Annotated in this window: 27 protein-coding genes; 16 read left to right on the top strand and 11 right to left on the bottom strand. The window is 64.9% G+C overall.

The window, feature by feature from the left end:
• Nucleotide 1: 1 nt before the first annotated feature.
• Complete coding sequence (locus tag ACG0Z6_RS05840; protein ID WP_394459407.1) at nt 2-1,750, bottom strand: putative bifunctional diguanylate cyclase/phosphodiesterase; 1,749 nt, start codon at nt 1,748-1,750, stop codon at nt 2-4.
• Nucleotides 1,751-1,992: 242 nt separating this feature from the next.
• Here ACG0Z6_RS05840 and ACG0Z6_RS05835 point away from each other — a divergent pair, with 242 nt between their 5' ends.
• From ACG0Z6_RS05835 to ACG0Z6_RS05820, 4 genes are all read left to right on the top strand, one after another.
• On the top strand, nt 1,993-3,480 hold the full coding sequence (locus tag ACG0Z6_RS05835) for an alpha/beta hydrolase (protein WP_394459405.1): 1,488 nt from the start codon (nt 1,993-1,995) through the stop codon (nt 3,478-3,480).
• A gap of 16 nt (nt 3,481-3,496) precedes the next feature.
• Complete coding sequence (locus ACG0Z6_RS05830; protein ID WP_394459403.1) at nt 3,497-4,306, top strand: ABC transporter ATP-binding protein; 810 nt, start codon at nt 3,497-3,499, stop codon at nt 4,304-4,306.
• A complete protein-coding gene (locus ACG0Z6_RS05825; protein ID WP_394459400.1) occupies nt 4,303-5,487 on the top strand; it encodes an ABC transporter permease in 1,185 nt (394 codons plus the stop codon). Before ACG0Z6_RS05830 ends, ACG0Z6_RS05825 begins: the two co-directional genes overlap by 4 nt.
• A gap of 167 nt (nt 5,488-5,654) precedes the next feature.
• Complete coding sequence (locus ACG0Z6_RS05820; RefSeq protein WP_394459398.1) at nt 5,655-6,089, top strand: DUF2846 domain-containing protein; 435 nt, start codon at nt 5,655-5,657, stop codon at nt 6,087-6,089.
• Between the two features lie 93 nt (nt 6,090-6,182).
• Here ACG0Z6_RS05820 and ACG0Z6_RS05815 read toward each other — a convergent pair whose 3' ends face one another.
• The 4 genes from ACG0Z6_RS05815 to ACG0Z6_RS05800 form a co-directional block, all read right to left on the bottom strand.
• The gene (locus ACG0Z6_RS05815; RefSeq protein WP_394459396.1) at nt 6,183-6,581 is read right to left on the bottom strand and encodes a YfeK family protein; all 399 of its coding nucleotides are present in this window, start codon (nt 6,579-6,581) and stop codon (nt 6,183-6,185) included.
• A gap of 127 nt (nt 6,582-6,708) precedes the next feature.
• On the bottom strand, nt 6,709-7,092 hold the full coding sequence (locus ACG0Z6_RS05810) for a DUF1878 family protein (RefSeq protein WP_394459394.1): 384 nt from the start codon (nt 7,090-7,092) through the stop codon (nt 6,709-6,711).
• Nucleotides 7,092-7,550 (bottom strand): hypothetical protein, encoded by a 459-nt coding sequence (locus tag ACG0Z6_RS05805; protein WP_394459392.1) that lies wholly within the window; start codon nt 7,548-7,550, stop codon nt 7,092-7,094. The genes ACG0Z6_RS05810 and ACG0Z6_RS05805 overlap by 1 nt, the downstream gene beginning before the upstream one ends.
• Before the next feature lie 275 nt (nt 7,551-7,825).
• A complete protein-coding gene (locus tag ACG0Z6_RS05800; RefSeq protein WP_394459390.1) occupies nt 7,826-8,113 on the bottom strand; it encodes a YkgJ family cysteine cluster protein in 288 nt (95 codons plus the stop codon).
• A 153-nt stretch (nt 8,114-8,266) separates the two neighbouring features.
• Here ACG0Z6_RS05800 and mnmG point away from each other — a divergent pair, with 153 nt between their 5' ends.
• From mnmG to ACG0Z6_RS05775, 5 genes are all read left to right on the top strand, one after another.
• Nucleotides 8,267-10,237: a tRNA uridine-5-carboxymethylaminomethyl(34) synthesis enzyme MnmG gene (gene mnmG, locus ACG0Z6_RS05795; RefSeq protein ID WP_394459387.1), complete on the top strand. Its 1,971-nt coding sequence runs from the start codon at nt 8,267-8,269 to the stop codon at nt 10,235-10,237.
• A gap of 26 nt (nt 10,238-10,263) precedes the next feature.
• The gene (gene rsmG, locus ACG0Z6_RS05790; RefSeq protein WP_394459385.1) at nt 10,264-10,938 is read left to right on the top strand and encodes a 16S rRNA (guanine(527)-N(7))-methyltransferase RsmG; all 675 of its coding nucleotides are present in this window, start codon (nt 10,264-10,266) and stop codon (nt 10,936-10,938) included.
• Between the two features lie 89 nt (nt 10,939-11,027).
• Entirely contained in the window at nt 11,028-11,801 is a 774-nt protein-coding gene (locus ACG0Z6_RS05785) for a ParA family protein (RefSeq protein WP_394459383.1), read from the top strand.
• 1 nt (nt 11,802) lies between these two features.
• Complete coding sequence (locus tag ACG0Z6_RS05780; RefSeq protein WP_394459381.1) at nt 11,803-12,582, top strand: GNAT family N-acetyltransferase; 780 nt, start codon at nt 11,803-11,805, stop codon at nt 12,580-12,582.
• Nucleotides 12,583-12,640: 58 nt separating this feature from the next.
• Entirely contained in the window at nt 12,641-12,886 is a 246-nt protein-coding gene (locus tag ACG0Z6_RS05775) for a DUF3297 family protein (RefSeq protein WP_394459379.1), read from the top strand.
• Between the two features lie 36 nt (nt 12,887-12,922).
• Here the strand turns inward: ACG0Z6_RS05775 and ACG0Z6_RS05770 are convergent, their stop codons facing one another.
• The 4 genes from ACG0Z6_RS05770 to argC are packed head-to-tail and all read right to left on the bottom strand — an operon-like array spanning nt 12,923 to nt 15,367.
• Nucleotides 12,923-13,420, bottom strand: coding sequence for a CreA family protein (locus tag ACG0Z6_RS05770; RefSeq protein ID WP_394459377.1), 498 nt, complete (start codon nt 13,418-13,420; stop codon nt 12,923-12,925).
• A gap of 33 nt (nt 13,421-13,453) precedes the next feature.
• On the bottom strand, nt 13,454-13,975 hold the full coding sequence (locus ACG0Z6_RS05765; RefSeq protein ID WP_394459375.1) for a GNAT family N-acetyltransferase: 522 nt from the start codon (nt 13,973-13,975) through the stop codon (nt 13,454-13,456).
• Nucleotides 13,976-13,985: 10 nt separating this feature from the next.
• Nucleotides 13,986-14,411 carry a GNAT family N-acetyltransferase gene (locus ACG0Z6_RS05760; protein ID WP_394459373.1) on the bottom strand — a complete coding sequence of 142 codons (426 nt, stop codon included), beginning with the start codon at nt 14,409-14,411 and terminating at the stop codon, nt 13,986-13,988.
• Nucleotides 14,412-14,422: 11 nt separating this feature from the next.
• Nucleotides 14,423-15,367: an N-acetyl-gamma-glutamyl-phosphate reductase gene (gene argC / locus ACG0Z6_RS05755; protein WP_394459371.1), complete on the bottom strand. Its 945-nt coding sequence runs from the start codon at nt 15,365-15,367 to the stop codon at nt 14,423-14,425.
• Nucleotides 15,368-15,426: 59 nt separating this feature from the next.
• Here argC and ACG0Z6_RS05750 point away from each other — a divergent pair, with 59 nt between their 5' ends.
• On the top strand, nt 15,427-16,008 hold the full coding sequence (locus ACG0Z6_RS05750) for an RBBP9/YdeN family alpha/beta hydrolase (RefSeq protein WP_394459369.1): 582 nt from the start codon (nt 15,427-15,429) through the stop codon (nt 16,006-16,008).
• Between the two features lie 34 nt (nt 16,009-16,042).
• Nucleotides 16,043-16,954, top strand: a complete 912-nt coding sequence (locus ACG0Z6_RS05745; protein ID WP_394459367.1) for a ParB/RepB/Spo0J family partition protein — start codon at nt 16,043-16,045, stop codon at nt 16,952-16,954.
• 21 nt (nt 16,955-16,975) lie between these two features.
• Here the strand turns inward: ACG0Z6_RS05745 and ACG0Z6_RS05740 are convergent, their stop codons facing one another.
• Nucleotides 16,976-17,329, bottom strand: coding sequence for a hypothetical protein (locus ACG0Z6_RS05740; protein ID WP_394459365.1), 354 nt, complete (start codon nt 17,327-17,329; stop codon nt 16,976-16,978).
• A 422-nt stretch (nt 17,330-17,751) separates the two neighbouring features.
• On the opposite strand from ACG0Z6_RS05740, the gene ACG0Z6_RS05735 reads away from it, so the two are divergent.
• From ACG0Z6_RS05735 to ACG0Z6_RS05715, 5 genes are all read left to right on the top strand, one after another.
• Nucleotides 17,752-19,674, top strand: coding sequence for a PrkA family serine protein kinase (locus ACG0Z6_RS05735; protein WP_394459363.1), 1,923 nt, complete (start codon nt 17,752-17,754; stop codon nt 19,672-19,674).
• A 59-nt stretch (nt 19,675-19,733) separates the two neighbouring features.
• A complete protein-coding gene (locus ACG0Z6_RS05730; RefSeq protein WP_394459361.1) occupies nt 19,734-21,032 on the top strand; it encodes a YeaH/YhbH family protein in 1,299 nt (432 codons plus the stop codon).
• A complete protein-coding gene (locus tag ACG0Z6_RS05725; protein WP_394459359.1) occupies nt 21,029-22,627 on the top strand; it encodes a SpoVR family protein in 1,599 nt (532 codons plus the stop codon). The genes ACG0Z6_RS05730 and ACG0Z6_RS05725 overlap by 4 nt, the downstream gene beginning before the upstream one ends.
• Nucleotides 22,628-22,925: 298 nt before the next feature.
• A complete protein-coding gene (locus ACG0Z6_RS05720; RefSeq protein ID WP_394459357.1) occupies nt 22,926-24,482 on the top strand; it encodes a methyl-accepting chemotaxis protein in 1,557 nt (518 codons plus the stop codon).
• Between the two features lie 69 nt (nt 24,483-24,551).
• Nucleotides 24,552-25,145, top strand: coding sequence for a cob(I)yrinic acid a,c-diamide adenosyltransferase (locus tag ACG0Z6_RS05715; RefSeq protein ID WP_394459354.1), 594 nt, complete (start codon nt 24,552-24,554; stop codon nt 25,143-25,145).
• Between the two features lie 17 nt (nt 25,146-25,162).
• Here ACG0Z6_RS05715 and ACG0Z6_RS05710 read toward each other — a convergent pair whose 3' ends face one another.
• Complete coding sequence (locus tag ACG0Z6_RS05710; protein WP_394459352.1) at nt 25,163-25,348, bottom strand: hypothetical protein; 186 nt, start codon at nt 25,346-25,348, stop codon at nt 25,163-25,165.
• Nucleotides 25,349-25,380 lie beyond the last annotated feature (32 nt).

Raw genomic sequence — 25,380 nt, 5'->3', positions numbered from 1 at the left:
CTCAGCGCCAGGCCTTGGCGTTGAGCTGGGCCACGGCCTCGGGGATGTCTTGCGCGGGCAGGGCGCGCGCAAACAACCAGCCCTGCAAGGTGTCACAGCCCTCGTGCTGCAGCAGCTCGCGCTGGGCCTGCGTTTCCACGCCCTCGGCCACCACGGTTTTGTCCAGCGCCTTGGCCAGGGCAATGATGGCGCGCACCATCACCTGGTCGCTGGGCTGGCCCGGCAGCTGGGTGATGAAGCTGCGGTCCATCTTGAGCCGCTGCACGGGGATCTGACGCAAATGCGCCAGCGAGGAGTAGCCCTTGCCAAAGTCGTCCAGCGCCAGCGGCAGCCCCAGCGCCGCCAACTCGTCGAGCACCGCATGCGAGGCTTCGAACTGGTTCATGGCGGCGGTCTCGGTGATCTCCAGCTCCAGCATGCCCGGGCGCACGCCCGCGCGCTGGAGCAGGTGGCGCAGGCGCTGCACAAAGCCGGGCTGGCGCAGCTGGTGGAGGGAGACGTTGACCGAGACTTGCAGATGCAAGCCCTGTTCATGCCAGGCTGTGACCTGCGCACAGGCCTGTGCCATCACCCAGTCGCCCAGGGTGTGAATCAAGCCCGAAGCCTCGGCCACGGCAATGAAGCGGTCCGGTGCCACCGGGCCCAGCTCCGCGTCGGTCCAGCGCAGCAGCGCCTCCACGCCGGTCACGCACCCGCTCTGAGCATCGAGCTGTGGTTGGTAGTGCAGGGCCAGACCTTGGTCTGATTCCAAGGCCCGCTGCAGGCGCCCGCGCAGCAAGGTGCGATCGCGCAGCTGCAACGCCATGTCGGCATCAAAGGGCATGTAGGTGCCACGCCCGGCGTCTTTGGCGCGGTACATGGCCACATCGGCGTGGCGCAGCAAAGTTACCGCGTCTTGGCCGTCCTGCGGAGCAAAGGCCAGGCCAATGCTGGCCGAGGGGTAGGCCTCGTGCAAGCCACTGTGCCAGGGCTGGCCCAAGGCCTGCAGCAGCTTGAGGGCCACGGCAGCGACGCTCTCTTGGTTGACCTCGTCCTGCAAGATCACCGCAAACTCATCGCCGCCCAGGCGCGCCAGCGCATCGCCTTTGCGCAGCTGGCCGCGCATGCGCTCGGCCATGTCCTTGAGCATGAGGTCGCCCACCTGGTGGCCATGACCGTCGTTGACGGCTTTGAAATCATCCAGATCGATCAGCAACACCGCCACGCTGTCCCCGCTGCGCTGGCAGCGCTGCAGGGCCTTGTCCAGCAGCTCGCCAAACAGGTGCCGGCTGTAGAGCCCCGTGAGCTCGTCATGCAGCGCCAGGTAGCGCTCTTGGGCGTGGCGCGCCGCTGCCTCGCTGACGTCGCGCACCACGGCCAGGGCCAGCACCTGCCCGGCGTGGACCAAGCTGCCAATGGAGATGTCCACAGGCACCTCATGCCCGTCACGATGGCACAGGGCCAGCTGCGCCACGCCGCCCATGGCGCGCTGGCGCGGTGCGGCAAAGAAGTCCTGCAGATGTCGATGGTGGTGGCCACGCACCTCCGGCGGCAGCAGCTCCACCAAGAGCTGGCCGCTAAGCGCCTCTTGGCTCCAGCCACACATCTCCGACAAGGCCTGGTTGCAGTCGACGATGCGGCCTTGCCGATCGACCACCAACACGCCATCGGGGATCAAACCCATCCACGGCGCAGCACCAGAACCGCCAGCGTCCTGTCGAGACAGCTCAGCCCAGGATTCCGACGCCGTGGTCATGCCTTTAATGCTCATCACGCTGGTTTGTGCAACGCCTGCGAGCGTGCCACGTTCAGCATGGGGCGGTCGGGAATAGTGGCGTGTTTTGCCAGGCTAGACGGCACCCACAGGGGCTGTTCGTGAAGTGTTGCCAGCTCTATCCGCCACTCAACACACCATAGGCCCAGTCATCCCATTGGAGCCGCAGGCAGTGCGGCGCCCCACCATAATCGCGCCGCATGACTTTTGGCGCTAAGCGCCACTGAGGAGACCCCAGCGTGAGTATTCCCCTGCCCCCACCCCGCCTGCTTTGGCTGGCGGCCTTGTTGAGCTGCAGCCCCCTGGCCCAGGCCAGCGCCAGCAGCAGCCCCACCCAAGCCTGCCGCGTGCCGGGCTGGGCCAATGAGTTGCAGTGCGGCGTGGTGCAGCGCCCGCTCAACCCCGATGACCCCAAGAGCGTCAAGATCGACGTGCACTACGTGGTGGTGCCCGCCGTGGCGCGCAACAAGCGGCCCGACCCGCTGGTGTTCTTCGCCGGCGGCCCCGGGCAGAGCGCCATCACTCTGCAGCCCAAGCTCATGGGCCAGCTGCGCAGCCTCAACACGCGGCGCGACCTGGTCTTCATCGACCAGCGCGGCACCGGACGCTCGGCCCCCCTGGCCTGCCCGGACAGCAGCAAGCAGTCCCAAAAAAACAGCGTGGGCACGGCCAGCCTGGTGCGCGAGCTGCAGGCCTGCCAGGCCGCGCTGCAAAAGCTGCCCCACGGCGACCTGCGCTACTACACCACCACCCTGGCCATGCAGGACGCCGACGCCGTGCGCCAGCAGCTGGGCGTGGCGCAGTGGAACCTCATGGGCGCCTCCTACGGCACGCGTGCCGCGCTGGAGTACCAGCGCCAGTTCCCGGCCGCCGTGCGCCGCACGCTCATCGACGGCGTGGCCCCACCCGACATGACCCTGCCTGAGGCCTCCAGCCACGACGGCCAGGCCGCCCTGGACACCGTTTTCAAGGCCTGCGAGACCGAGCCCAGCTGCGCCAAGCAGCACCCGCAGCTGCGCCAGCGCTGGGCCAGCTTGCTGCAAAGCCTGCCACGCCAGGCCGCGCTGCGCCACCCGCTCAATGGCGTGCTGGAGAACGTCACGCTGGAGCGCGACGACGTGGTGCGCCTGGTGCGCGCGCCGCTGTACGTGCCCGCACTCAGCAGCGCCCTGCCCGAAGCCATAGAGCGCGCCGCCAGCGGCGACTTCCAAGCCCTGGCCGGGCTGTCGCAAGGCCTGACGGGCGGCTCGGCCCGCGATCGCATGTTCATGGGCATGCACTTCAGTGTGGTGTGTGCTGAGGACGCGCCACGCCAGCGCGCCAGCTTTGTCGGCGGTGGGGACTTCGGCGCCAGCGACGCCCGCTTCTACGGCGCCGTGTGCCAGAACTGGCCACGCGGTAGCGTGCCTGAGGCCTTCTACACCACCCCCCAAAGCCGCAGCGCCGTGCTGCTGCTGAGCGGCGGCGCCGACCCCGTGACCCCACCCCGCCACGGCGAGCGCATCGCGCGCGCGCTGGGCAGCCTGGCGCTGCATGTGGTGGCCCCCAACCTCGGCCACGGGGTGATGAGCCAAGCCTGCCTGCGCGACGCCATCAAGCAGTTCTTCAACGCCGACACCGACGCCCAGGCCCTGCAAGCCGTGCGCGACAAGGCCGACTGCCTCCAATCCATCCCACGCGCCCTGGCCTACCGCAGCGCCAGCGCCGCCTCTGCCCCCCAGCCCTGAGGGAGAGCCCCACACCATGATTCGCATCCAAAACCTCGCCAAGCGTTTTGCCGCGCGCGGCGCCACGCCCGCCAAGCCCTCGCTCGCAAGCCTGCTGGGCCGCCGCCCCGTGGCCACCGTACAGGCCGTGGACGGCCTCTCGCTGCTGGCCCCCAACGGCAGCATCACCGGCCTGCTGGGCCCCAACGGCGCGGGCAAAACCACCACGCTGCGCATGCTGGCTGGCATGGTCACGCCCGACGCCGGGCAGATCGATGTTGACGGCGTGGACGCCCTGGCCCAGCCCCGCCAGGCCCTGGCCCGCATGGGCATCCTGGCCGACGCCCACGGCCTCTACCCGCGCCTGACGGCGCGCGAGAACATCGTCTACTTCGGCCGCTTGCAAGGCATGGACGCCGAGGCCGCCAGCGCCCGCGCCGACGCGCTGGCCGAGCTGCTGGACATGAAACCGCTGCTGGAGCGCCGCGCCGAAGGCTTCAGCCAGGGCGAGCGCATGAAAACCTCGCTGGCCCGCGCCCTGGTGCACGACCCCGCCAACGTGGTGCTGGACGAGCCCACCAACGGCCTGGATGTGCTGGCCACACGCGGCCTGCGCGAGGTGCTGCGCCACCTCAAAAGCCCCGCAGGCGGCGGCAAGTGCATCGTCTTTTCCACCCACATCATGCAAGAGGTCGAAATGCTGTGCGACCACGTGCTCATCGTCGCGCGCGGCCGTGTGCAGGCCCAAGGCAGCGTGGCCGAACTGCTGCACAGCAGCGGCCAGACCCGTTTTGAAGACGCTTTTGTTCACCACGCCTTTGGCGCCGCATCGCAGGAGGCCGCATGAGCCGCAGCACATCCAACACCCAGCACTTCTTCATCGTGCTGGCCAAAGAACTGCGCGACGCCCTGCGCGACCGCCGCACCCTCATGCGCACCCTCCTGCCCATGCTGCTCATCGGCCCGCTGGTGCTGGTGGCGCTGAGCTTTTTCATCGGCTCCATCGAAGAGAAGGCCGAAAAGCGCGAGCTGGTGGTGCTGGGCCTGGAACACGCCCCCACGCTGAAGAACTACCTGGAGCGCCAGAGCTACAGCATCAAAACCCCGCCCGCTGACTACGAAACCGAACTCAAAGCCGGGCGCTACACCGACGCCGTGGTGCGCGTGCCCGCCGACTTCGAAGCCCAGCTGCATGCGGGCGAAAGCCCGGTGCTGCAAATCGTCAGCGACAGCAGCAACCAACGCGCCGAGATTCAGTCCCGCCAGGTCGACCGCGTGCTCAACGGCTTCAACCAGGAACGCGCCACCCTGGCCCTGGCCCTGCGCGGCGTGCCCGGCCAAGCGCTCAAGCCCGTGAGCGTGGAAGACGTCAACCTCGCCTCCCAGCAAAGCCGCGGCGCCCAGATCACCGGCATGATTCCCTTCATCATCCTCTCGGCCATCCTGATGGGCTCGCTCACCGCCGCGCTGGACAGCACAGCGGGCGAACGCGAACGCGGCTCCCTCGAACCGCTGGTGATGAACCCCATCAACCCCAGCGTGCTGGTGCTGGGCAAATGGGCCGCCGCCGGGCTCTTCGGCCTGACCGTGGCCGCCGCCGCCCTGGCCAGCTTCATACCGGCGCAGCACTTCATCAAGAGTGAAGAGCTGCAAGCACTGTTCCAGTTCGGCCTCCCCGAAGCGCTGCTGTGCTTTGCCGTGCTCGCACCCCTGAGCCTCATGGCCTGCTCCCTCATGATGGCCATGGCCATGCGCACCACAAGCTTCAAAGAAGCCCAGGCCAGCGCCGGCCTCGTGGTCACCTTGCTGAGCCTGCTGCCCATGGTCAGCTTCCTCAACCCCTCGGGCGAGCAAGCCTGGTACGTCTGGGTGCCGGGCCTGGGGCAATTCACCCTCATGGGCAGCATCATCAAAGGCGAGGCCCTGCAAATGGCCAAACTCCTGCCCGCCTTCGGCTCCAGCATCGCCCTCACCGCCCTGGCCCTGGCCCACACCGCGCGCAGCTTGAAGGCGGCGGTGGCGAAGTAAGCGTGGCGATATGGCGATGAGACCCGTGGCGGGTCATAAATTCCCACTTTCGGGGGGGGAAGGAAGATGTGACCCCGTCCTCCATAGAATGGTTCGTCAAATTCGATACCCGTGCCGTCTCAATGTGTCGAAACCGGCAACCGTCAATTTCTCAAAATGGACTACACATGAAAAAACTCATCGCCTTGGCAGCCATCGCCATCAACCTCGTGGGCTGTGCCTCGGTCAACATGGGCTCCCCCGGGCAAGACGCGGCGGCCAAGAAGTTCGTGGCACCGGCCAATGCTGCTGGCGTTTACATCTACCGCAATGAAACCATGGGCGCTGCGGTGAAGATGGATGTGGAAGTGAACGGCAAGGCAGTGGGCCAAACCGCCGCAAACACCTTCCTCTACAAGGAAGTTGCCCCGGGTAAAACCACAGTCACCTCCAAGGCCGAGAACACCGACACCGTTGAAATCGACGCCAAGCCCGGCGTTCTCTACTACATCTGGCAAGAAGTGAAAATGGGCGCCCTGTACGCGCGCACCAAGCTTCATCTCGTCAGCGAAGCCGAGGGCAAGAAGGGCGTGAACGAAACCAAATTGGCTGAAACCAAGTAATTCAGTCCCCCAACGAGCCCCCACCCGGGGGCCTCGCTTTCAGCGCAAGCTTTTGCGCTGCATTCATTCAAGGCGCGCCGCCCTGGCCGCCTTTTACTTTTTCTGGGATTTCCGCAGCGTGGTCAGCTGGGTGTGAAGCCACACCTTGCTCTCTACGGCAGGAGATTCTGCGCACTTCACCAGATAGGCCTTGCCGCTGCTGCTGCTGGTTGAGGCGCCGAGGTTGATGAAATCCTCGGTGGACTTGAGCATGCCTTTGTCTTCAAGGTAGCCCAGCTTCTTGAGCAAATGCGCCCTGGCCTCGGCACCCGAATACCAAGACCCGTTTCGGTTGAACTGGCAACCAGAGTCCTGCAGCACTTGCAGCAAAGACTCAGTCTCAGCCCGAGCAGGGTTGCTGGGCCCACCCCAAGCGCTCAGCGCCAGGCCCCAACAGCTCAGAGCCACAAGGGCTGAGCGAAACGGGCGGGGTACGGCAGTGTGAAATGTCATGCGCAAGGCGTTCTCCTGCAGGAGGTACAGCGTGCATTTTGATATGACCTGCCCCCTCCCACCCCTGCCACGGCGATGAATTCACTGGCCAGCGCGGTTTTTTGTGCAGGTCCGGTGGAATGATTGGTTAGCGCAATGTTCCCTGCGCAATAGCTTTTAGCTCTAGAGGCACGCTGTTACCAAAGCTAGAAGCGTAGGCGTGGCAAACCTCTGTCCATTGTCCATTTCTATAAAAGGCAAGAACTACTGATTTCAATCCCTGGTAACAAATATTCAGTCTGTCGTAGAACTCCTTTTCTAGGTCATGCCAATTAATTTTCTCCGACTCGCGCATCTTGTTTTCAAACATTTCGAATATGTCGTGGGCACAATTTAGATCATGTAATGACCAGTCGAAGCCAACCACTAAGGAGGCAATTGGGTTCTCGGTGTGATTTAGCGACTCAGCAAGAATTTTGACATGAAATTCCAGCTTTTCGAGCCGGGCAACAATCGATTCAATTTTTTCCATCATGCTTTCCCGTCAAGTTTGAATAATTTTGAGTTAATCTCGGATAGCGCTTGCTGAATCAAACACTGCACGTTATATGGATCAATAGCTGGTTGAGTACTATTAGTCTCATATTTTCTAAGAAGCCCCTGCGCCTCAATAACTATCTGTCGGATAGAGGTGTTATCGCCACTCAAAACATGAGAGCTAAGTATTTGATCAAAGTGTGGCCATATCCGGTCTAAGGCATCTGCTATTTTGAAGCCACGAGGGATTTTTGTTTGGTCTCGGGGCAGCTTCCGAACTTCCTCTTGGCATCGATAAAACGACTCTGTGATGCGCATGAGTGAAACTTTTTCAACATCAACCTTAATTTGTTCGGAATAGTTTTTCGCTTTTCTCGCTTCGCTGATCGTGAATCTGGCTCCAGCAACTGTGATGATTGCGCCAAGAATTGTGATGATGCTATCGGCTGTCAAGGTATCTCCTTGTGAGGCGCCAACGTGATATCGGGAGACAGGCACTGCGCCATAACGTCGGGGCGCTGCTGCACCCCTCCAACCCGTGCGGGCCAAGCACCGCAAGCGCCGCGTCAACTGCCTTCGCGGTACGCCCTGACCAATGCGGCCTTGCCCGCCAATGGGCTGCCAATCAAGCACGAGCCGCATGGAATCGTCTCTCTAGGGTTTACCCCAGAATAGGCTGCCCCACTCATGATTTCAAACAGCCCAATTCAGCCGCTGCTCAGGGGCTGTTAACTGCCCTCTTGCGGCCCCGTTGCCTCCTCCATCCACCCCAACCAGCGCAGGGCTTGTTCGCGGCTGTCGCCGCACATGTCGGGGTCGGGGGTCAGGCTGGCGCACACCGCCGGGCGGCTGGGGTGGCCGAAGATTTTGCAGCGCAGGTGTTCGTCCAGCTGCACGCAGGGCACACCGGCGGGCTTGCCCTGGGGCATGCCGGGAATGGGGCTGCTGATGGAGGGCGCAATGCAGCAGGCGGCGCAGCCGCTGCGGCAAGGGGTGGGGACGGCGGCGGCAGACATGGGCGGATTGTCGCGTGCGGGTGGGGTTTGGGGCTGGCGCGGGCCGCACTTATCCACAGGGGCCGCGTAAAATCGCGCCTTCTCCCCTAGCTAAGACTTGTCTGCTGCCGGGTGTTGTGGCGCTTGCCTGCACCCGGGGTAGACCGCCCTGCCATGCTTTATCCGCAAGAGTTCGACGTCATCGTGGTCGGTGGTGGCCATGCCGGTACCGAGGCCGCCCTGGCCGCTGCCCGCATGGGTTGCAGCACCCTGCTGCTGACCCACAACATCGACACCCTGGGTCAGATGAGCTGCAACCCGTCCATCGGCGGCATTGGCAAGGGGCATTTGGTGAAGGAGGTGGACGCGCTGGGCGGCGCCATGGCCGCCGCCACGGATGAGGCGGGCATTCAGTTCCGCATCCTCAACGGCTCCAAAGGCCCGGCCGTGCGCGCCACGCGGGCGCAGGCCGACCGCGCGCTTTACAAGGCCGCCATACGCCACCGGCTGGAGAACCAGCCGCAGCTGTGGCTGTTCCAGCAGGCGGTGGACGATTTGCTGGTGGAGGGTGATCGCGTGGTGGGTGCGGTCACGCAATCGGGCCTGAGCTTTCGCGGCCGTGCCGTGGTGCTGACGGCGGGCACGTTTTTGGACGGGCGCATCCACATCGGCTTGCAGAACTACAGCGGCGGACGTGCAGGCGACCCGCCGGCGCAGCGCCTCTCGGCCCGGCTCAAGGAGCTGGCCCTGCCCCAGGGCCGACTCAAAACCGGCACGCCGCCGCGTCTGGATGGGCGCAGCATCGACTTTGCCAAGTGCACGGAGCAGCCCGGCGACGGCATGCCCGGTGCGGACAACCCGCTCATGCCGGTGTTCAGCTTTCTGGGCAACGCGGCGCAACACCCGCGCCAGCTGCCCTGCTGGATCACCCACACCAACGAGCGCACGCACGAGATCATCCGCTCCGGCTTTGACCGCAGCCCCATGTTCACAGGCGTGATTGAAGGCGTGGGGCCGCGCTACTGCCCCAGCATTGAAGACAAGATCAACCGCTTCGCGGACAAGGACTCGCACCAAATCTTTTTGGAGCCCGAGGGCCTCAGCACCCACGAGTTCTACCCCAACGGCATTTCCACCTCCCTGCCCTTTGACGTGCAGCTGGCCGCGGTGCGCTCCATCCCCGGGCTGGAGCAGGCGCACATCCTGCGGCCGGGCTATGCCATCGAGTACGACTACTTCGACCCGCGCGCGCTCAAGAGCAGCTTTGAAACCCGCGCCATTGGCGGGCTGTTTTTCGCGGGCCAGATCAACGGCACCACGGGCTATGAAGAGGCGGCGGCACAGGGCCTGTTCGCCGGACTCAATGCCGCGCTGCAAGTCCAGGGGCGCGAGCCCTGGGTGCCGGGCCGCGACCAGGCCTATCTGGGCGTGCTGGTGGATGACCTCATCACCAAGGGCGTGACCGAGCCCTACCGCATGTTCACCAGCCGCGCCGAATTCCGCCTGCAGCTGCGCGAGGACAACGCCGACATGCGCCTGACTGAAATCGGCCGCGAGCTGGGCTTGGTGGACGACACCCGCTGGGACGCTTTCTGCCGCAAGCGCGATGCTGTTTCACGTGAAACAGAGCGCCTCAAGAGCACCTGGGTTCACCCCGGCATCCTGCCCGCCCAGGATGCCGAGCGCCTCATCGGCAAAGCACTGGAGCGCGAGTACTGCCTGCAGGACCTGCTGCGCCGCCCGGCCGTCGGCTTTGACCAGGTGGCTGCCGTGGCCGCCATTGCCAAGCCCGAGCACGCTGTTTCACGTGAAACATTGCACACCGAGCTGGGCCAGACCCTGGCCGATGCGGTGATCGAGCAGGTGGAAATCGCCACCAAATACGCGGGCTATATCAGCAAGCAGCAAGACGACGTGGCACGCGCCGCGCACTTCGAGCACCTGCGCCTGCCCGAGGAGCTGGACTACCAGCAGGTCACCGCCCTGTCCTTCGAGGTGCGGCAGACCCTCACCAAGCACCGGCCCGAGACCCTGGGCCAAGCCTCGCGCATCTCGGGCGTCACGCCCGCCGCCATCTCGCTGCTGCTCATCCATTTGCGCAAGGGGCGCTTCCACGGCTTTGCCGACGAAGCCGCCACCGCCTGAAACCCTCTGCCCCACCGCCCCACACCATGGACCCCACTCCCCTGCGCGAACGGCTGCAGTCCGCCGCCACCGAACTCCAACTGGCACTGAGCGACAGCCAGCTGGACCAGCTGCTGGCCTACCTGGCCTTGCTGGCCAAATGGAACAAGGTCTACAACCTCTCGGCCGTGCGCGAACCCGAGGCCATGCTGACCCAGCACCTCATCGACAGCCTGAGCCTGATTCCGCCACTGCGCCGCCACACCCAGGCGGCCGGGCTGAACCCGTGGCGGCTGCTGGACGTGGGCAGCGGCGGCGGCCTGCCGGGCGTGGTGGTGGCCATCTGCCTGCCCGAAGCCCAGGTGGTGTGTGTGGACGCCGTGGGCAAAAAAGCCTTCTTCATCGCCCAGGTGGCGGCCGAGCTGCGGCTGGCCAATCTGCGCGGCGAGCACGCCCGCGTGCAGGAACTCAAGGCCGCGCCCTTTGACCTCATCACCTCGCGCGCTTTCGCCTCGCTGGTGGACTTCACCGACTGGAGCGCAGGCCATCTCAAGCCCGGCGCCGTGTGGGCGGCCATGAAGGGCCAACACCCCACCGAAGAACTGGCCGAACTGGCCCAGCGGGCGCCAGATCGTGAAGTGTTTCACGTGGAACAACTGCAGGTGCCGGGGCTGCAAGCCCAGCGCTGCCTGTTGTGGCTGCGCCCCAAAACGCCGGCATAAGGCAGGCATCGGACAGGCTCAGGGCCTGACCCAAGCCTGAGCCCCCGCCTCAGGCGTTACAGTGCGGGCTTCAGTACCCGAACGAGCACATGGCCAAAATCTTCTGCGTTGCCAATCAAAAAGGCGGGGTGGGCAAGACCACCACCACGGTCAACCTGGCGGCCGGTCTGGCCAAAGTCGGCCAGCGCGTGCTGGTCGTGGACCTGGACCCTCAAGGCAATGCCACCATGGGCTCCGGTGTGGACAAGCGGGCCCTGCAGCTCAGCGTCTACGACGTGCTGCTGGAATCCGCCAGCATTGCCGAGGCCAAGCAGCGCAACGACAAGGTGGGCTACGACGTGCTGGGCGCCAACCGCGAGCTGGCCGGCGCCGAGGTGGAACTGGTGGAGCTGGAGCGGCGCGAGGCCCGGCTCAAAGCCGCGCTGACAGCAGCCCACGCCGACTACGACTTCGTGCTCATCGACTGCCCGCCCTCGCTGTCCATGCTCACGCTCAACGGCCTGTGCTCGGCCCACGGCGTGATCGTGCCCATGCAGTGCGAGTACTTTGCGCTGGAAGGCCTCTCCGACCTGGTCAACACCATCAAGCAGGTGCACGCCAACCTCAACCCTGACTTGCAAATCATCGGCCTGCTGCGCGTCATGTTCGACCCGCGCATCACCTTGCAGCAGCAAGTCAGCGAACAGTTGAAGGGCCACTTCGGCGACAAGGTGTTCGACACCGTCATCCCACGCAATGTGCGCTTGGCCGAGGCCCCCAGCTACGGCCTGCCCGGCGTGGTGTTCGACCCCGCCTCCAAAGGCGCGCAAGCCTTTGTGGAGTTCGCGCGGGAAATGGTGCAGCGCATCAAATCCATGCGCTGACATGCCCCCTGCCCTGCCCACCCTCGCCCGCTGGGCCGAAGCCGCCGGCCTGCAAGCCAGCGCGGCCCCCGGCGAGGCCGAGTTGGAGGGCTGGCTGCTGAGGCTCTCGCCCGGCAAGGCCAAACGCAGCCGCTGCATCAATCCGTTGGCCGCAGGCACCCTGGCCCTGGACACCCTGCTGCAACGCTGCCAGCAGGCCTTTGCGGCCGCGCAATTGCCCCTTTACGTGCGGCTCACCCCCTTCAGCCAACCCGCCGAGCTGGACGCCCTGCTCGCGCAGCGCGGCTGGGTGGAGGAAGACCCGGCCGATGTGCTGGTGCTGGCCGACCTGGCACCGCGCGCGCCGCTGCCCCCACAGCTGCACCTGCAGCCGCTGAGCGCCACGGCCTACGCCGCCCAGGTGGGTGCCTGGCGGGGCTCCACAGACACCGAAATCCAGGCCCATATCGAACGCATGGCCCTGGCGCCACAGCCCTACCAGGCGTTTGAGCTGCGCCATGCTGATGGCCGCGTTCTGGCCGGAGGCCAAATCTGCCTGAGCACGCCGACGCACGAGGCCCCCACCCTGGTCGGCTTGTTTGACATCTACACCCCGGCTGCGCAGCGCCGCCAGGGCTGGGCGCGCCACTTCTGCCGCGCCTTGCTGCAGCACGCCGCCGGGCAAGGCGCGGCGCACGCCTACTTGCAAGTGGGCTGCGACAACCACGCCGCCCAGGCCCTGTACCGGGCGCTGGGCTTTGTCTGGGCCTACCGCTACCACTACCGCCGCCCACCGGCTTGAGCGCGGGCCGCTGCGCGACAATGCGGGGCTTGATTCCATCACCCCCACACACCGCGTCATGAGCGACACCAAACCCGCCCTGCCCGACCACCTCAGCGTCGACCCCAAAAGCCCCCACCACGTGGCCGCCGTGTTCGAGCACGACATCGGCATCCTCTTCAACGGCAAAGAGCGCTTTGACGTCGAGGAGTACTGCGTCAGCGAAGGCTGGATCAAAGTGCCCGCAGGCAAGACGGTGGACCGCAAAGGCCGCCCCCTGCTGCTGAAGATCAAGGGCAAGGTCGAAGCCTTCTACAAGGACTGAGACCGCTGCACCGCCGCCCAGTCCCGCACACAGCCGCTATTTCAGCGGGATGGGCTGGGCGCGATCCACCGGCACGGCCGTCACGCTGTTTTGCGGCGAGCCCTCGATGACACGGTCCGAGTAGGTGAGATAGACCAAGGTGTTGCGCTTGGCGTCGACCATGCGCACCACCTGCAGGCGCTTGAACACCAAAGAAATGCGTTCGCTGAACACCTCTTCCTGCTGAGGCAGAGGCTTGGCAATGCTGATGGCGCCCGTCTGGCGGCAGGCAATAGAGGCCTCAGACTTGTCCTCCGCCAGCCCCAAAGCGCCCTTGATGCCGCCCGTCTTGGCGCGCGACACATAACAGCTCACGCCCGCCACCTTGGGGTCGTCAAAAGCGTCGACCACGATTTTGTGGTCCGGCCCCAGCAGCTTGAACACCGTGTCGACCTCGCCAATGGAGTCGGCACAGGCCAGCCCGCCAGACAGCGCCAACACCGGCAGCAGGAACACGCGTGAGCGCAGGGACCACAGAGACGGCAAGCAAAGCATGGGAATCTCCCAGTGAGTTGACCTTTGAACCCATCACCCAGGCTGGGCGTGGCGCTCGAAATGCAAACAGTCATGCCACACGCCGCCCAGCTCGAAGCTGCGGTGGGAACGGCCAAATGGCACAAAGCCATGGGCCTGCAACACCCGCGCCGAACCCGGGTTGCCAACGCTGGCCTTGGCTTCAAGGCGCTTGAGCTCAAGCGCCCCGAAGGCCAGCACCAAGAGCTGCCCCAGCGCTGCCTTGGCATAGCCCTTGCCGTTGGCAAACTCGGCCACGCGATAGCCCACTTCGGCGCTGTAGAAATGCTGCCGACGCACGCCGGTGAGATTGATACGCCCCACCAAAACGCCGTCAGCGTCACGCATCAAAAACTGGTAGGCCCGGTCCGCTGCCGCGTCGGCGGCGGCCTCGGCAAGCGCCTGGGCCAGCCCATCACGGCTGTAATACGAAGCTGCTCGCGCATTGATGCGCGACTCAAAGAAAGCTCGCTGCGTGATTTCGAACGTCAGCAATTCGTCCAGATCACTCTCGGCCAGCGGCACCAGATGGATCATGCGTGCCTCCTCAATCCCGACCGCGCCAAACCTTGAGCAAGGTGTGCCGTGTGAAGCCCGGCACGTAGTCGTGCACATGGGCAATGCAGGCGTAGCCCAGGTGCTCGTAGAGGGCGGCGACCTCGTCGAGCAGGGTTTCGATCAGCGCGTCCACGCAGCCCCGGCGCAAGGCCTGGGCTTCGAGGCGGCGCAGCACCTCGCCGCCCAAGCCCTGGCCGCGCCGCTCGGCACGCACCCAAAGATTGTTCACATAGAGGCGCTGGAATTCGGTGCGGCCCGTGGCGCCGGCCAGCAGCTGCCCCTCGTCGTCATAGAGGGCGCAGGCGATGTCCTGGGCGTCGCTGCCCTGCGTCTGCTGGCGCCCGTGCAGGATGACGCCGTGGCGGATGGCCTCGACGTCGGCCACGCTCACGTCGGCATCCTGGCGCCAATGCATGGCTTCGGGCCTCAAACCAAGCCCAGAGACTCTTCCACACCCAGGTGCACATTCATGCACTGCACGGCCGCACCGCTGGCGCCTTTGCCCAGGTTGTCCAGGCGTGCCATGAGCAGGACTTGGGTCTCAGAGCCAAACACAAACAGGTCCACGCGGTTGCTGTCGTTGCAGCCCTGCACATCGAAGAAGCCGCTGGCCAGGGTGTCGGCATCGCGCAGCGGCATGACGCGGATGAAGCGCTCCCCCTCGTAGTGCGCCGCCAGGGCCTCGCGCACCTGCTCGGGCGTGCTGCCAGGGCGCAGCTGCTGCAGGTGCAGCGGCACGCTGACCGTCAGGCCTTTGTAGAACGGGCCCACCACGGGCATGAACACCGGCGCGGTCTTGAGGCCGGTGTGGCTCATCATCTCCGGCAGGTGCTTGTGCGTCAGAGCCAGGGCATAGGGCCGGGGCGACTGCAGCTGCGCCGGGGCATCGCCCTGGTACTCGGCAATCATGCCCTTGCCGCCGCCGGAATAGCCGGTGATGGAGGTGGCCGAAACCAGCGCCTCGGGCGCCAGCAGCCCGGCATCCACCAGCGGGCGCAGCGCCAGGATGAAGGCGCTGGCGTGGCAGCCGGGGTTGGCAATGCGCTTGGCGCCACGCAGGGCCTCACGCTGGCCTTTGCACAGCTCGGGCAGGCCAAAGACCCAGCCCGGCGCGGTGCGGTGCGCGGTGCTGGCGTCAATCAAACAGGTTTTGGGGTTGCTGACCATGGCCGCGGCTTCGCGCGAGGCGGCGTCGGGCAGGCACAAAAAGGCCACATCGGCGGCGTTGAGCAGGCGCGCGCGCTCAGCGGCGTCCTTGCGCTTGTCAGCGTCGATGCGCAGCACTTCGATGTCGCTGCGCTGGGCCAGATAGTCGTTGATGCGCAGGCCTGTTGTGCCCTCTTGCCCGTCCACATACACCACAAACGCCATCGCCGCGCTCCCTCACAATGCCTGGCCAAAGAATCCGCACAGCATAAGGCCGAACCCGCATGCCATCGACTGCCAACGCCGCCATCCCCCCGGTTTACCTGTTGCCGGGCTGGCTGAATTCCGACCCCGAGCACTGGCAAAGCCACTGGGAGCGGCAGCTGGGCCATGTGCGCATCGAGCAAGCCGACTGGGAATGGCCACGCCGCGGCGACTGGATGGCGCGCCTGGACGAAGTGCTGGTGAACGACTCGCGCCTGCTGCAAACCCCCGCCCTGCTGGTTGCCCATAGCCTGGGCTGCCAGCTGGTGGCGGCCTGGGCCGCGCATTCGCAGCACACAGCGCGCGTGCGCGGCGCCCTGCTCGTGGCCCCGCCCGACACCGAGCGCGAGGACATGCCACCGCAGCTGCACAACTGGCGCCCCATCCGCCGCGCCCGCCTGCCCTTCCCGGCCATGGCGGTGGTCTCGACTGACGACCCCTACTGCGCCCCCGAGCGCGCCGGCGAGATGGCGGCAGACTGGGGCGCCCAGCTGGTGCTGGCCGGGCCGCGCGGCCACCTCAACAGCGCCAGCGGCCTGGGCGATTGGCTCGAGGGGCAGGACTTGTTGCGCCAGCTCGGCACCCTGGCACACCCCGCTTAGCGCCGCGCCCGCGATGCCCGACAATCTCACCCCTATGGTCACGAAAAAACCCAAAGGCCTTGGTATGGGCCTGGAGGCCCTGTTGGGCCCCAAAGTGAGCGATGCACCGCTGGCGCGTGAGGGCGAGCCCGGTGTGCTGCCGCTGGCACAGCTGCAAGCCGGCAAGTACCAGCCGCGCACGCGCATGGACGAGGGCTCGCTTTACGAGCTGGCCGAGAGCATCAAGGCGCAGGGCATCATGCAGCCCATTCTGGTGCGGCCCATCGAGCCCCAGGGTGCCGTGCGCTACGAAATCATCGCTGGCGAGCGACGTTTCCGCGCGGCGCGCCTGGCCGGGTTGGCCGAGGTGCCGGTGTTGGTCAAGGCCGTGCCCGATGAGGCCGCGGCCGCCATGGCCCTGATTGAAAACATCCAGCGCGAGGACTTGAACCCGCTGGAAGAGGCCCAGGGCCTCAAGCGCCTGACGGAAGAATTCGGCCTCACCCACGAGCAAGCGGCGCAGGCCGTGGGCCGCTCGCGCAGCGCCGCCAGCAATTTGTTGCGCCTGCTCAACCTGGCCGATCCGGTGCAAAACATGCTGATGGCCGGTGACTTGGACATGGGCCATGCGCGCGCCCTGCTGGCGCTGGACGGGGCCCACCAAATCACCACCGCCACGGAAATCGCGTCCAAAAAGCTCAATGTGCGCGAGGCCGAAAAGCTGGTGCAACGCCAGCAGGCTTCCTCGGGCCGGCAAACGCCGCTGTTGCGCGTGAAGTCCGCCAAATCGCGTGACGTCCTACGCCTGGAGGAAGAGCTGTCGGACCTGCTGACCGCGCAGGTGGAGATCCAAGTGAAGAAGCGCACGCGCCGCGGCGAGCAGGGCGTGCTGAGCGTTCAGTTCGGCTCGCTGGACGAGTTGAACGGCCTCATCGACAAGCTGCGCCGCGCCACCACGGCGTCTTGAGGCGGCGGCGCTGGCGCGGGGTCAAACCCCTGTTTGCACGCGGCACATGCCGGTGTCGCAGCGCACGGTCAGGCGCCGCCCGTCTTTGCAGCTGAGCTCAAAGGTGTCGAGCACGCCGTCACGGCTCAGCAGCTGGGTTTCGGGCCGGCGGCTGGCATTGCCCTGGCAGCCCACGGCCAAGCCGGCGCGCTCGGCTTCAAAAGCGTAGGGGCTTTGCGGCTGATCGGTCGTGGTTTTGACCGCTGCAGCCTGCGGGGCACGGGCCGGTGCCGTCACCGCAGGCGCGGCCTCTGCCTTGCCGCGCCACAAGGCGCAGCCCTGCAAACCCAGGCTCATCACAATCAGCAGCGCCAGGCTGCTGTAGCGCATATCCATGCATCCCTCCGAGGCGATAACGCGGCGCCACAGTGTAGGAAGTTGCGGTATGGCCGGCGCAGCGGGCCTCGAGTCTAGAGCGATTCAAGCCCCCCTATCGCGTGAAAAAGCCCGCTCACACCAAGCTCCTTGCACAAACAGGGTCTTTGGCACAGGCGCACCATGGCATCGCCAGCGCAACCCTTGCCAGTCAAGTCCCGCTGACAACCGAGGACTGTGGTGAGGTACGTACGACGGTCCCAACGCTTCGGTATAGGATGAACCCGAACCCCCGCCGCACAGGTTTTCAGACCGCCGCGGCGGTCTGATCCGGAAAGCTCTGATGGCGCCTGCAGCATGGACGCCGCCAGAACTTCCCGGACGACGCCGGCCCCGCCCTTTGGAGCCGACGCCGTCCTCCTGAATCGCCCAAGGAGGACCGCATGGACGTCATCAGCCACTACGCCGCTCGGTACGAGCGCACCCGCGTCGAAGAACTCACCATCGAGGAATACCTCGCCGAGTGCAAACGCAACCCCCTGGCCTACGCCACGGCACCCGAGCGCATGCTGCAAGCCATTGGCGAGCCGCAGATGCTCGACACCCGCAACGACTCGCGGCTGTCGCGCATCTTCTCCAACAAGGTCATCAAGATCTACCCCGCCTTTGCCGAGTTCTACGGCATGGAAGACGCCATCGAGCAGGTGGTGAGCTACTTCCGCCACGCCGCACAAGGCTTGGAAGAGAAGAAGCAAATCCTCTACCTGCTGGGCCCGGTGGGTGGCGGCAAGAGCTCGATTGCCGAGCGCCTCAAGGTGCTGATGGAGCAAGTGCCCTTCTACGCGCTCAAGGACTCGCCGGTGAACGAATCGCCGCTGGGCTTGTTCGACCCCGTGGAGGACGGCCCGCTGCTGGAGAAGGAGTACGGCATCCCGCGCCGCTACTTGAACCGCATCCTCTCGCCCTGGGCGGTGAAGCGGCTTGACGAGTACGGCGGCGACATCCGCAAATTCCGCGTCATCAAGCGCTACCCCAGCGTGCTCAAGCAAGTCGGCGTGGCCAAGACCGAGCCCGGTGACGAGAACAACCAGGACATCTCCAGCCTGGTGGGCAAGGTGGACATCCGCAAGCTCGAAACCTATGCCCAGGACGACCCCGATGCCTACAGCTACAGCGGCGGCCTGTGCCTGGCCAACCAGGGCCTGCTGGAGTTTGTGGAAATGTTCAAAGCGCCCATCAAGGTGCTGCACCCGCTCCTGACGGCCACGCAAGAAGGCAACTTCAAGGGCACCGAAGGCTTTGGCGCGATTCCCTTTGACGGCATCGTGCTGGCGCACAGCAACGAGAGCGAGTGGAAGACCTTCCGCAACAACAAGAACAACGAAGCCTTCCTGGACCGCATCTACATCGTCAAAGTGCCCTACTGCCTGCGCGTCAGCGAAGAGGTGCGCATCTACGACAAGCTCATCCGTAACTCCTCCCTGGCCGAGGCCACCTGCTCGCCGGGCACGCTCAAGATGATGGCGCAGTTCGCCGTGCTCACGCGGCTCAAGGAGCCGGAGAACTCCTCGCTGTTCAGCAAGATGCAGATCTACGACGGCGACAACCTCAAGGACACCGATCCCAAGGCCAAGTCCATGCAGGAGTACCGCGACTACGCCGGCGTCGACGAGGGCATGAGCGGCGTGTCCACACGCTTTGCCTACAAGATCCTCTCCAAGGTCTTCAACTTCGACCCCACCGAAGTGGCCGCCAACCCGGTGCACCTGATGTATGTGCTGGAGCAGCAGATCGAGCGCGAGCAGTTCCCGCAAGAGCTCGAGCAGCGCTACGTCAACTTCATCAAAGAGGTGCTGTCGCCACGCTATGCCGAGTTCATCGGCAAGGAAATCCAGACCGCCTATCTGGAGAGCTATAGCGAGTACGGGCAGAACATCTTTGACCGCTACGTCACCTACGCGGACTACTGGATTCAGGACCAGGAATACCGCGACACCGACACCGGCGAGGTCTTCGACCGCTCGGCCCTCAACGCCGAGCTGGAAAAGATCGAGAAGCCCGCGGGCATCTCCAACCCCAAGGACTTCCGCAACGAGATCGTCAACTTCGTGCTGCGTGCGCGGGCCAACAACGGCGGCAAGAACCCGACCTGGACCAGCTATGAAAAGCTGCGCACGGTGATCGAGAAGAAGATGTTCTCCAACACCGAAGAGCTGCTGCCTGTCATCAGCTTCAACGCCAAGGCCAGTGCCGACGAAGCCAAGAAGCACGAGAACTTCGTGCAGCGCATGGTCGACAAGGGCTACACGCAAAAGCAGGTACGCCTGCTGTGCGAGTGGTACTTGCGCGTGCGCAAGAGCAGCTGAGCCGCGACGGGCCCGGCCGCCACGGCGACCGGACCCCGCAACCCACCACGGGAAGCACCATGACAGGACTGCAACAAATCATCGACCGGCGGCTGTCGGGCAAGAACAAGTCCATCGGTAACCGCGAACGCTTCCTGCGCCGCTACCGCGACCAAATCCGCGAGGCCGTGCGCCGCGCCGTCGACCAACGCGGCATCCGCGACATGGAGCGCGGCGAGAACGTCCACATCCCCAAGAAAGACCTCAGCGAACCCGTCTTCAGCCATGGCGAGGGCGGCGTGCGCGAGGTGGTTCGCCCCGGCAACCGCGAGCACATCAAGGGCGACCGCCTTCCCAAGCCCGAGGGCGGCGCCGGGCAAGGCGGTGGCGGCAACCAGGCCAGCGACAGCGGCGAGGGCGAGGACGACTTCGTCTTTCACCTCAACCGCGAAGAGTTCCTGCAAATCTTCTTCGACGACCTGGCCCTGCCGAACTTGGCCCGCACCACGCTGGCCGAAACCCCGGAGTGGAAAACCCACCGCGCCGGCCTCACCTCAGACGGCACGCCCACCAATCTGCACGTGGTGCGCTCCATGCGCGGCGCGCTGGGTCGGCGCATCGCCCTGGGCATGGACAAGCGCCGCGAACTCAACTTGCTGCTGGAGCAACTGCCGCAGCTGCAAAGCGAGGCGGCCGCTGAGCCCAACCGCGCCGAGCTGCAAGCCCATCTGCAAGAGGTGCAAGAGCGCATTGCGCTGCTGCGCCAGCGCCTGGACGCCATTCCCTTTCTGGACCCCATAGACCTGCGCTTTCGCAGCCGCGTGCGCCTGCCCCAGCCCACCTCACGCGCCGTCATGTTCTGCCTCATGGATGTCTCAGGCTCCATGGACGAGTCGCGCAAAGACCTGGCCAAGCGCTTTTTCATCCTGCTCTACCTCTTCCTGACCCGCCACTACGAGAAGATCGATGTGGTCTTCATCCGCCACCACACCCAGGCGCAGGAGGTCGACGAGCAAGGCTTTTTCCACAGCACCGAAACCGGCGGCACGGTGGTGAGCTCGGCCCTGGTGCTGATGGAGAAAATCATCCGCGAGCGCTACAGCCCCACGGAGTGGAACATCTACGGCGCCCAGGCCAGCGATGGCGACAACTGGCACCACGACAGCGGCCGCTGCCGCGACCTGCTGGCGCAGCAAATCCTGCCCAAGTGCCGCTACTTTGCCTATGTGCAAGTGGCCGAGGCCGAGCAAAACCTCTGGGAGGAATACCTCAAGCTGGCCGACGAGCACCCCTTGTTTGCCATGCGCAAGGCCGTTGAGGCTTCACAGATCTACCCGGTCTTCCGTGATCTGTTCAAGAAGGAAGGAGCCACCGCATGAGCGACGCCCTGGAAAACCGCCGCCGCCTGCGCCGTGCACCCACCGACGACGTCTACGGCGGACGCCGCCGTGCCGCGCCGCTGCGCCAGATGCAGCCCCTGGCCGAGCGCCCCGCGCAGCCCCTGCCCTCGCCCAGCGACTGGAGCTTTGACCTCATCGAGCGCTATCACAACGTCATCCGCCAGACGGCCGAGCGCTTTGGGCTGGACACCTACCCCAACCAGCTGGAAATCATCACCGCCGAGCAGATGATGGACGCCTACGCCAGCGTGGGCATGCCGGTGCACTACCGCCACTGGAGCTTTGGCAAGGAGTTCATCGCCACCGAGCGCAACTACAAGCGCGGGCAGATGGGCTTGGCCTATGAGATCGTCATCAACTCCAACCCCTGCATTGCCTACCTCATGGAGGAAAACACCCTGGCCATGCAGGCCCTGGTGATTGCCCATGCCTGCTACGGGCACAACAGCTTCTTCAAGGGCAACTACCTGTTCCGCATGTGGACAGACGCCTCCTCCATCATCGACTACCTGGTCTACGCCAAAAACTTCGTGGCCAGCTGCGAGGCCCGCCATGGGCAGGAAGAGGTGGAAAAGCTGCTGGACTCCTGCCACGCGCTCATGAACCAGGGCGTGGACCGCTACCGCCGCCCCAGCCGCCTGTCGCTGGCGCAAGAGCAAGCCATGCGCGAGGAGCGCGAGGCCTACGCACAGCAGCAAATCAACGACCTCTGGCGCACCCTGCCGCGACGCAGCGACAAGGGGGAAGAAAAGTCCCTCACCCGCTTCCCGGAAGAACCGCAGGAGAACCTGCTGTACTTCATTGAAAAGCACGCCCCGCTGCTGGAGCCCTGGCAGCGCGAGATCGTGCGCATCGTGCGCAAAATCGCCCAGTACTTCTACCCACAGCGCCAAACCCAAGTCATGAACGAAGGCTGGGCCACCTTCTGGCACCACCGGCTGCTGAACCAGATGTACGACGACGGCTACCTGAGCGACGGCATGATGATCGAGTGGTTGACCTCGCACACCAATGTGGTGGCTCAGCCCGCCATGAGCCAGCTCAACCCCTATGCGCTGGGCTTTGCCATGTACACCGACATCAAGCGCATCTGCGAAGCCCCCACCGAGGAAGACCGCCGCTGGTTCCCAGACATCGCGGGCCACGACTGGCTGCCCACGCTGGACCACGCCATGCGCAACTTCAAAGACGAGAGCTTCATCGCCCAATACCTCAGCCCCAAGCTGATGCGCGACTTCCGGCTCTTTGCCATCGTGGACGATGAAGACGAGGCCGAGTACGAAATCTCCGCCATCCACGACGACGCGGGCTACCAGCACCTGCGCGAGGCGCTCTCGCGCCAGTACGACCTCTCCACGCGCGAGCCCAACATCCAGGTCTGGAACGTCAACCTGCGCGGCGACCGCTCGCTGACCCTGCGCCACACCCAGCACATGAACCGCCCGCTGCACGAGGACGCGCAAGAGGTGCTCAAGCACGTGGCGCGGCTGTGGGGCTTTGGCGTGCAGATGGAGAGCACCAACAGCCGCGGTGAAGTCACCCAGTACTGGCGCGTGCCCGCGCCCATGAACTGAGCCCTGCCAGCCCCGCTGGACCTTAGGGAACACCGCCCACGCGCTGCCGCTGCGCCCAGGCCAGCGCCTGGGCCACGCCCTGCCAACAGCAGGGTGTCTGCCTCCATCCTGTCGGGCGACACATGGCACTGTCGGCGCCAAATTGCGCAATAAATCACGGCTTTCAAAAACTTTGAGGGGCTTTCACACCTCTTTACGATGCGCTGCAAGGTCATAGCAGAGGCTTCAACAGCCCAGCGTCGGAGGGACGGCAGCGACCCCCTACCACCCGAACAGTTCATGTTCCGGAGAACGCCAAATGTTGACCTACTTCCGTCGCCATATCGGTGCCCGATTGGGAGCCAGTTTCACCTTATTGATTGCCAGTGGCTTGTTCATGGCCGTGTTGGGCAGCGTCCGACTGGACAAAAGCCAAGCGGCCATGACCCACTTCGTTGAGCATCGCGTACAGATCCTGCTCACCCTGGGCGAGATCCGCGATCAGGTCAACATGGCAGCGCGCGCAGTGCGCAACATCGTGCTGCTAGAAGAGCCCCAGGCCATGACCACCGAGCGCGAACGCATCACGCAGGCGGCGAAGGTCATTGGCAAGTCCTTTGACGATTTGGAGGCCTTGATCCAAACCCCTGACGAGCGCGAGTTGTTGGACCAAGCTCAAGCCCTGCGGCAGGACTACCTGAAAGTTCTCATCGAAGTCATTGATCTGGCCATGTCTGACAAAGACGAGCGCGCCAGTGCCCTCTTGATGGGCACCTTGCGTGAGGCTCAGCGCAAGTACTTTGAAACCCTCGCCAAGCTCACTGAGCAGCAAACCACACGCATGCGTGCCGATGCAGATCAGGCCATGAAGGACGCGCGAAACAGTCGCAACCTCATGATGGGAGTGTGTCTGCTCACCAGCCTGGCAGGCTTGGCCATCGCATTGAGCATGGTGCGAGGCGTCGTCGCTCCGCTGCGCATCTTGACAGCGTCGGCCAAGGCCATCGGCCAGGGGCAGCTCAACTTGCCCATCCGCACCCAAGGACAGGACGAAATGGCCGAATTGCTGCGCACCATGGAGGGCATGCGCCAATCGCTGGCCGAGGTGGTCAACACCGTGCGCCAAAACGCCGATGGTGTGGCCACAGCCAGCGCCGAAATCGCGCATGGCAATGCCGACCTGAGTCAACGCACCGAATCTCAGGCCAGTGCGTTGGAGCAAACCGCCGCCTCCATGGAGGAGCTGGGGTCCACGGTGCAGCAAAACGCCGATAACGCGCGCCAAGCCAATCAGCTGGCGGTTAACGCCTCCAGCGTCGCACGACGAGGTGGGGATGAGGTGGCCGAAGTGGTCAGCACCATGCAGGGCATCAACGACAGCAGCCGGCGCATTGCCGACATCATCAGCACCATCGACGGCATTGCCTTTCAAACCAACATCCTGGCGCTCAATGCCGCGGTAGAAGCCGCGCGGGCCGGTGAGCAAGGCCGTGGTTTTGCCGTGGTGGCCAGCGAAGTGCGCTCCCTCGCACAGCGCTCGGCCGAAGCCGCCAAGGAAATCAAAACCCTCATCAGTGCCAGTGTCGAGCGGGTCGAGCAAGGCTCTGCCTTGGTCAACCGCACCGGAGCCACCATGCATGAAGTGGTGAGCGCGATTCAGCGTGTCGCTGACATCGTGGCCGAAATCAGCTCCGCCAGCTCCGAACAAAGCTCAGGCGTGCACCAAGTCGGCGAAGCCGTCACGCAGTTGGACCAAACCACGCAGCAAAACGCTGCCCTGGTGGAACAGTCCGCCGCTGCCGCCGAGAGCCTGCGCAACCAAGCCGAGCAACTGCAACAGGCGGTGCGCATGTTCCAGCTGGAGCACAAACGCTGAAGACCTTGACCGCTGTAAGCCCTCACGGGCTTGGGGCAAGATGCGCGTTTTGCAGCAACTCAAGCCATCATGGGCAATCGACTCACTCAAATCGCCACCCGCACCGGGGATGACGGCAGCACCGGCCTTGGTGACGGCAGCCGCGTACCCAAAGACCACCTGCGGGTGCAGGCCATGGGCGACGTGGACGAGCTGAATTCGCAGCTGGGCGTACTCCTGGCCGAGCCTCTGCCCGAAGGCGTGCGAAACCTGTTGGTGAGCATCCAGCACGAGCTCTTCAACCTCGGCGGCGAGCTGTGCATGCCCGGCTACAGCCTGCTCAAAGAAGACGCTGTGCTGCGCCTGGACGAAGCCCTGGCCCACTACAACGCCGAGCTGCCGCGGCTGGCGGAATTCATCCTGCCCGCGGGCACGCGCTCGGCCGCACTGGCCCATGTCTGCCGTACGGTGGCGCGCCGCGCTGAACGCTCGGTGGTGCACGCCACCTTGCAGGGCGAAGACATTGGCACCACGCCCAGACACTACCTCAACCGCCTCTCGGACCTGTGCTTTGTGCTGGCGCGCGTGCTCAACCGCGCCAACCTCGACGGTCTGGGCGGCGACGATGTGTACTGGAGAAGTGAGCGCCTGCTTTCAGGCAAGCTGGAGAGCACGGCCGACTGAAAACCCGGCGCTTGCCCTCAGGCCATGGCCGGAATGGGCAAGCGCTGCACCATACCGAACTGGTCTTCCAGCGAGACCACATAGCCTTGCTCGGCAAACCACTGTGCCCAGCGCAGGGCTTGGTTGCGGTCGGGCAGCCAGGGTCCGGATTTATCTTGGCGAACCCGCTTGCCTTCCCGAACAAAAAACACCACACGCCACATGTTTTGTGGCGTTGATTGGGTGAGTGCGGAAA

Origin of the sequence: Roseateles rivi, from assembly GCF_043555845.1 — a bacterium.
GTDB classification, from domain to species: Bacteria; Pseudomonadota; Gammaproteobacteria; order Burkholderiales; family Burkholderiaceae_C; genus Roseateles; species Roseateles rivi.
Note: the sequence above shows the minus strand (reverse complement) of the source record. Positions and strands in the feature narration are given on the sequence as shown.

Coding starts and splice junctions, on each gene's coding strand:
- ACG0Z6_RS05840 (WP_394459407.1), bottom strand. CDS start 1,750: ATGAGCATTAAAGGCATGACCACGGCGTCGGAATCCTGGGCTGAGCTG.
- ACG0Z6_RS05830 (WP_394459403.1), top strand. CDS start 3,497: ATGATTCGCATCCAAAACCTCGCCAAGCGTTTTGCCGCGCGCGGCGCC.
- ACG0Z6_RS05825 (WP_394459400.1), top strand. CDS start 4,303: ATGAGCCGCAGCACATCCAACACCCAGCACTTCTTCATCGTGCTGGCC.
- ACG0Z6_RS05820 (WP_394459398.1), top strand. CDS start 5,655: ATGAAAAAACTCATCGCCTTGGCAGCCATCGCCATCAACCTCGTGGGC.
- ACG0Z6_RS05815 (WP_394459396.1), bottom strand. CDS start 6,581: ATGACATTTCACACTGCCGTACCCCGCCCGTTTCGCTCAGCCCTTGTG.
- ACG0Z6_RS05810 (WP_394459394.1), bottom strand. CDS start 7,092: ATGGAAAAAATTGAATCGATTGTTGCCCGGCTCGAAAAGCTGGAATTT.
- ACG0Z6_RS05800 (WP_394459390.1), bottom strand. CDS start 8,113: ATGTCTGCCGCCGCCGTCCCCACCCCTTGCCGCAGCGGCTGCGCCGCC.
- mnmG (WP_394459387.1), top strand. CDS start 8,267: ATGCTTTATCCGCAAGAGTTCGACGTCATCGTGGTCGGTGGTGGCCAT.
- rsmG (WP_394459385.1), top strand. CDS start 10,264: ATGGACCCCACTCCCCTGCGCGAACGGCTGCAGTCCGCCGCCACCGAA.
- ACG0Z6_RS05785 (WP_394459383.1), top strand. CDS start 11,028: ATGGCCAAAATCTTCTGCGTTGCCAATCAAAAAGGCGGGGTGGGCAAG.
- ACG0Z6_RS05780 (WP_394459381.1), top strand. CDS start 11,803: ATGCCCCCTGCCCTGCCCACCCTCGCCCGCTGGGCCGAAGCCGCCGGC.
- ACG0Z6_RS05775 (WP_394459379.1), top strand. CDS start 12,641: ATGAGCGACACCAAACCCGCCCTGCCCGACCACCTCAGCGTCGACCCC.
- ACG0Z6_RS05770 (WP_394459377.1), bottom strand. CDS start 13,420: ATGCTTTGCTTGCCGTCTCTGTGGTCCCTGCGCTCACGCGTGTTCCTG.
- ACG0Z6_RS05765 (WP_394459375.1), bottom strand. CDS start 13,975: ATGATCCATCTGGTGCCGCTGGCCGAGAGTGATCTGGACGAATTGCTG.
- ACG0Z6_RS05760 (WP_394459373.1), bottom strand. CDS start 14,411: ATGCATTGGCGCCAGGATGCCGACGTGAGCGTGGCCGACGTCGAGGCC.
- argC (WP_394459371.1), bottom strand. CDS start 15,367: ATGGCGTTTGTGGTGTATGTGGACGGGCAAGAGGGCACAACAGGCCTG.
- ACG0Z6_RS05750 (WP_394459369.1), top strand. CDS start 15,427: ATGCCATCGACTGCCAACGCCGCCATCCCCCCGGTTTACCTGTTGCCG.
- ACG0Z6_RS05745 (WP_394459367.1), top strand. CDS start 16,043: ATGGTCACGAAAAAACCCAAAGGCCTTGGTATGGGCCTGGAGGCCCTG.
- ACG0Z6_RS05740 (WP_394459365.1), bottom strand. CDS start 17,329: ATGGATATGCGCTACAGCAGCCTGGCGCTGCTGATTGTGATGAGCCTG.
- ACG0Z6_RS05735 (WP_394459363.1), top strand. CDS start 17,752: ATGGACGTCATCAGCCACTACGCCGCTCGGTACGAGCGCACCCGCGTC.
- ACG0Z6_RS05730 (WP_394459361.1), top strand. CDS start 19,734: ATGACAGGACTGCAACAAATCATCGACCGGCGGCTGTCGGGCAAGAAC.
- ACG0Z6_RS05725 (WP_394459359.1), top strand. CDS start 21,029: ATGAGCGACGCCCTGGAAAACCGCCGCCGCCTGCGCCGTGCACCCACC.
- ACG0Z6_RS05720 (WP_394459357.1), top strand. CDS start 22,926: ATGTTGACCTACTTCCGTCGCCATATCGGTGCCCGATTGGGAGCCAGT.
- ACG0Z6_RS05715 (WP_394459354.1), top strand. CDS start 24,552: ATGGGCAATCGACTCACTCAAATCGCCACCCGCACCGGGGATGACGGC.
- ACG0Z6_RS05710 (WP_394459352.1), bottom strand. CDS start 25,348: ATGTGGCGTGTGGTGTTTTTTGTTCGGGAAGGCAAGCGGGTTCGCCAA.